The sequence below is a fragment of the Frateuria sp. genome, from assembly GCF_013362045.1.
Taxonomy (GTDB): Bacteria; Pseudomonadota; Gammaproteobacteria; order Xanthomonadales; family Rhodanobacteraceae; genus Frateuria_A.
This window is the reverse complement of the sequence record NZ_JABFWW010000309.1, coordinates 1-4,891: the sequence shown is the minus strand read 5'-3', so window position 1 is coordinate 4,891 and position 4,891 is coordinate 1. Positions and strand designations below refer to the sequence as shown.

Genomic DNA, 4,891 nt, shown 5'->3' with positions numbered 1-4,891 from the left:
CTCTTGCCGGCAAGCTTCAGGCGCAGCCAGTCGTTCTTGGTGCGCTTGCGCCACAGGTCGTCCAGCGCGGCCTGGTCGGCCGGCCAGGTGGCTTTCTTGCGATCGTAGGCGTAGCTCTCGTCCTTGCTGAGGTCGAAGCCTTTCTTCAGCAGCTCGCGCGCATAGGTCATCCGCTCGATCGCGCGCTGCACGTAGAGGTTGAAGACCGAGAACGGACCGGACAGGTCCTTGTTCCAGATGGCGTCGTCGAACTTGGTCTGCAGGGGCTCGAAGCGCGCCATGTCCGTCAGCGTGAAGAACACCTTCTCGCCGTCGAGCATGTCGAAGTAGGCCTTGAAGATCTTGGCCGACATCGCGTCGTCGAGCGGCTTGGCGTCGTAGTGGAAACGGGTGAGGAAGCGCGCCGACAGCTGCGCGGCGTCGGCCTGGGTCGACGTGGACTTCAGCGGCAGCCTGGAGGCCGCATGTCCCTCGTCGCCCTGCGCGGCAGGCGCTTGTGCGTGGGCGACGGGCAGGACCAGGGCAAGCAGCAGGGCGAGCGTGGGACGCAGTGTCATGGATTGTCTCAGGCGAGCTCGGTGACGCCGGCTGCATGGGCCTGCAGGTCGGCATGGTAGGAGGAACGCACCAGCGGTCCGGAAGCGACGTGATGGAAGCCCATCGCCTCGCCGGCCATCCGCAAGGCGTCGAATTCGTCGGGGGTCCAGTAGCGCACGACCGGGTGATGATGCGGCGTGGGCTGCAGGTACTGGCCGATGGTGATCATCTCCACGTCATGGGCGCGTAGATCGCGCAGCGTCTCGACGACCTGCTCGTAGGTCTCGCCCAGGCCCAGCATGATGCCGGACTTGGTCGGCACGTCCGGGTGCTGCGCCTTGAAGCGCTTGAGCAGGTCCAGCGACCACTGGTAGTCGGCGCCTGGGCGCACCTCGCGGTACAGGTGCGGCACGGTTTCCAGGTTGTGGTTGAACACGTCCGGCGGGAAGTCCTTGAGCACCTCCAGCGCGCGTTCCATACGGCCCTTGCCGCGGAAGTCGGGCGTGAGGATCTCGATCTTGATGTTCGGGCTGGCATGGCGCACCGCGCGGATGCACGAGGCGAAATGCTCGGCGCCGCCGTCGCGCAGGTCGTCGCGGTCGACCGAGGTGATCACCACGTAGCGCAGACGCATATCGGCAATCGTCTGCGCCAGCCGCGCCGGCTCCAGCGGATCGGGCGGCTTGGGCCGGCCATGCGCCACGTCGCAGAACGAGCAGCGCCGCGTGCACACCTCGCCCAGGATCATGAAGGTGGCGGTGCCCTTGGAGAAGCACTCGTGGATGTTCGGGCAGGAAGCCTCTTCGCACACCGTCACCAGCGCGTTCTCGCGCAGGCGCGCCTTGAGTTCCTGCACGGCGTTGCCCTGCGGCAGCCGCACGCGGATCCACGACGGCTTGCGCAAGGTCGGCACCGCGGTATCGAAGCCGGCGCGATTGCGGGCGATCTTGTCGTTGCCGATCTGTTTTTCGGCCACCGGCGCATCCGCGCTGACCACGCTGATCGGGATCACCCTGGAGGACGTTTCACTCATCTACGGATGCCTAGACCGCGGCGCGCGCGGGGAGTTCGGGGAGGACGGGAGCGGCCGGCACCGCATGGAAGCCGAACTGGCGGCAGAACTGCTCCACCAGCACGTCCTCGACCTGCGCCAGCTGCGACGGGCCGCCCAAGTCTAGCACTTGCGTGACCGCCAAACCCTTGTAGCCACAAGGGTTGATGCGGCCGAACGGCTCCAGGTCCATGGCCACGTTGAAGGCCAGCCCGTGGAAGCTGCAGCCGCGGCGCACGCGCAGGCCCAGCGCGGCCACCTTGGCGCCGGCCACGTAGACGCCCGGGGCTCCCTCCACGCGCGCGGCCTCGATCGACCAGTGCGCCAGCGTGCCGATCAGCGCCTGCTCGATGCGGTGGACGAGCTCGCGCACGCCCACGCCGGTGCGGCGCAGGTCGATCAGCGGATAGCCGACGATCTGGCCGGGGCCGTGGTAGGTCACCTGGCCGCCGCGGTCGACCGGGATCAGCGGAATGTCGCCCGGCGCCAGCACGTGCTCCATCTTGCCGGCCTGGCCCAGGGTGAACACCGGATCGTGCTCCAGCAGCCACAGCTCGTCGGGCGTGTCCGGCCTGCGCGCGTCGGTGAAGGCGCTCATCGCCTTCCAGGTGCGTTCGTAGGGCTGGCGGCCGAGGCGGCGGATCAGGAGCGGGCGGGAGTCGGGGGACATGGTGCGCTACCGGGGAAAGGGATGCAGATGAGGCGCGCGGATGGGTATTGCAAGCGGTGCCCCGAAACCCTCTCCCTTCCCGGGACAGGGTTTGGATGAGGGGCCGGGGCTCGCGGTGGTGCGGGTCCTAGGGAGCACGGAGCCAAGGCCTCCCCCCTCTTCCAATCCTCTTCCCCGGCACAGCCGGGGGAGAGGGAGAAAGAGCTAGAGCGTGTAGCGGATCGCGGGGTCGGCGCGCAGCGTCGCGTGCGCCTGGTCGTACTGCTCGCGGGTCTCGCAGCGGAAGCTGACCGTCACCGAAACGAACTTGCCCTCGCGCGAGGCGCGCTGGCTGACCGTCTCGTGCAGCACGTGCAGGCCGATCCCTTCGAGGATGGCGGGCACGTGCCTGGGCAGGTCCGCGCCGGCGTCGCCCAGCGCGGTGATCTCGAACTCGCCGGGAAACTGGAAGCCCTTGCCTTCCTTCTTCGCCTGGCTGAAGTCGATCTCGTGCATCACTTCTTGTCCGTGGCCGGGGCCGTGGCCGCGGCGTCATCCTTCTTGCCGCCGTGGAACCACAGCAGGATCGAATCCCACAGGCGCTTGAAGAAGCCACCCTGCGGGGCCTCGTCCAGCACCACCAGCGGCACCGACTGCAGCGGCTGGTTGTCCAGCGTCACGCGCAGCATGCCCACCTGCTGGCCTTTCTTGAACGGCGCCACCAGGGTGGCGGGAATGTCCAGGGTGGCCTTGAGCTTGTCGTACTGGCCGCGCTTGACCGTCACGTCGAGCGGCTGGCTGATGCCCAGCGACAGCGTATCGGCCTGGCCCTTCCACAGCTTCGGCGTGGCCAACGGCTTGTCCGCGTCGTAGAGCTTGTGCGTCTCGTAGAAGCGGAAGCCGTAGTTGAGCAGCGCCATCGCCGAGTCGGCGCGCGCCTTCTCCGAGCTGGCGCCCATCACGATGGCGATCATGCGCGAGTCGCCCTGCTTGGCCGAGGCCGCCAGGCAGAAGCCGGCGGCGGCGGTGTGGCCGGTCTTGATGCCGTCCACGCTGGGATCGCGCCACAGCAGCGTGTTGCGGTTGCCCTGCTTGATGCCGTTCCACTCGAACTGCTTGATCGCCGAGATCGCATAGTCTTCGGGGAAATCATGGATCAGTGCGCGCGAAAGGACCGCGATGTCCTGCGCCGTGGTGTAGTGGTCGGGAATCGGGTAACCCGACGCGTTCATGAAATGGCTGTGGGTCATGCCCAGCTGCTTGGCGTAGGCATTCATCAGGTTGGCGAACGCCTCCTCCGAGCCGGCGCTGTGCTCGGCCAGCGCGATGGCCGCGTCGTTGCCCGACTGGATGATCATGCCGTAGAGCAGGTCCTTCAGCGGCACCTGGCTGTTGAGCTTGAGGAAGCTGGTGGAACCGTCGGTGCCGGCGCCGCCGCCGCGCCAGGCGTGCTCGCTGATGGTGACCGGGTCGGTCATCTTGATCCGGCCGTTGCCGAGCTCGGCCGAGACCACGTAGTCGGTCATGATCTTGGTGATCGAGGCCGGCTCCACCTGGAGCTCCGGGTCCTTGCTGGCGAGGATCTGGCCGGTGGTGTAATCCATCAGCACCCAGCTCTTGCCGTCGACGTCCGGCGGTGGCGGCACCGGCGCCTCGGGCACGACCGGCCGCGGCACGGGCGAGGGCTTCGGTGGCGTCTGCTGCGCAATGGCGGCGCCGGCGACCAGCGCGGCGGCGGCAAACGAGGCAAGGGTACGGCGGAAAAAGCTCATCGTGGGTATCTATCCATCTTGGGTTGCCGGCGCCCCGCGCGCCGGCACGAAAAAACGCATCGCTCAGTCTACTGCGACCTGCGGCCGGGGAAGGCCCAGCCGTTCGATCTGCGCGGTCACCTGGTCGGCGCGCTCGACGTCGTCCAGCGGACCGATCCGCACTCGGCGGACGCTGCGTCCGTTGATCTGCGCGTCGATCACCTGCACCGGCGCCAGCCGGGCCGAGCGCAGCTGCTGCGCGACGCGGTCGGCGTTGGCCAGGTCCGCGAACGCACCCACCTGCAGGTAGATCGCCGGGCGTGCGCCGCCCTGTGGGACCGCCGCTTGCGCGTCCAGTTCCGCAGCAGGGACAGTGGAATCTTCCGGATGTGCCGGATCGATCGCGCGCACCTCGACCAGCCCGGTGCCCTTGGGCCACACGCCGATCTTCACCGCGGCGGCATAGGACAGGTCGATCAGCCGGTTCTCGTGGAACGGGCCACGGTCGTTGATGCGCACGATCACGCTCTTGCCGTTGGCCAGGTTGGTCACCCGCGCGTAGCTGGGCAGCGGCAGCGTCTTGTGCGCCGCGCTGAAGGCGTACATGTCGTAGTCCTCCAGGCTGGAGGTCTTGTAGCCATGGAACTTGGCGCCGTAGAACGAGGCGATGCCGCGCTCGTCGTAGCCGCGCGCGCTCGGCAGCACGCGGTAGGTCTGGCCGAGTACGGTGTAGGGCGACTTGTTGCCGTACAGCGAGCGCGGCTCGACCTTGGGAACGGGCTCGGGAATGCGGCTGACGTCGATCGGCGGCGGCACGCTGTCGCTGCCGTCGCGGTAGCGGCTGCCCTGCGGGCGGCTGATGTCGTCGACGAAACCGCCGCGCCGCTCCTCGGCACCCGAACC

The 4,891-nt window shown here is 68.1% G+C and carries 5 protein-coding genes and 1 pseudogene; all 6 read right to left on the bottom strand.

The features are described 5' to 3' along the window. Window positions 1-557, bottom strand: a pseudogene (locus HOQ08_RS14820) (tail-specific protease); the annotation flags it as partial. Window positions 558-565: 8 nt separating this feature from the next. After that, window positions 566-1,570 carry a lipoyl synthase gene (lipA, locus tag HOQ08_RS14815; RefSeq protein ID WP_291196590.1) on the bottom strand — a complete coding sequence of 335 codons (1,005 nt, stop codon included), beginning with the start codon at window positions 1,568-1,570 and terminating at the stop codon, window positions 566-568. 10 nt (window positions 1,571-1,580) lie between these two features. Further along, window positions 1,581-2,258, bottom strand: a complete 678-nt coding sequence (gene lipB, locus HOQ08_RS14810; RefSeq protein WP_291196587.1) for a lipoyl(octanoyl) transferase LipB — start codon at window positions 2,256-2,258, stop codon at window positions 1,581-1,583. 204 nt (window positions 2,259-2,462) lie between these two features. Then, on the bottom strand, window positions 2,463-2,753 hold the full coding sequence (locus HOQ08_RS14805; protein ID WP_291196584.1) for a DUF493 family protein: 291 nt from the start codon (window positions 2,751-2,753) through the stop codon (window positions 2,463-2,465). Next, a complete protein-coding gene (locus tag HOQ08_RS14800) occupies window positions 2,753-4,009 on the bottom strand; it encodes a D-alanyl-D-alanine carboxypeptidase family protein (protein WP_291196581.1) in 1,257 nt (418 codons plus the stop codon). Before HOQ08_RS14800 ends, HOQ08_RS14805 begins: the two co-directional genes overlap by 1 nt. Before the next feature lie 63 nt (window positions 4,010-4,072). Next, window positions 4,073-4,891 (bottom strand): septal ring lytic transglycosylase RlpA family protein (locus HOQ08_RS14795; RefSeq protein WP_291196578.1); only part of this gene is annotated, 819 nt, incomplete at its 5' end.

Bases quoted from the DNA above. Each gene is read 5' to 3' on its own strand.
- lipB (WP_291196587.1), bottom strand. From the start codon at position 2,258: ATGTCCCCCGACTCCCGCCCGCTCCTGATCCGCCGCCTCGGCCGCCAG.
- lipA (WP_291196590.1), bottom strand. From the start codon at position 1,570: ATGAGTGAAACGTCCTCCAGGGTGATCCCGATCAGCGTGGTCAGCGCG.
- HOQ08_RS14805 (WP_291196584.1), bottom strand. From the start codon at position 2,753: ATGCACGAGATCGACTTCAGCCAGGCGAAGAAGGAAGGCAAGGGCTTC.
- HOQ08_RS14800 (WP_291196581.1), bottom strand. From the start codon at position 4,009: ATGAGCTTTTTCCGCCGTACCCTTGCCTCGTTTGCCGCCGCCGCGCTG.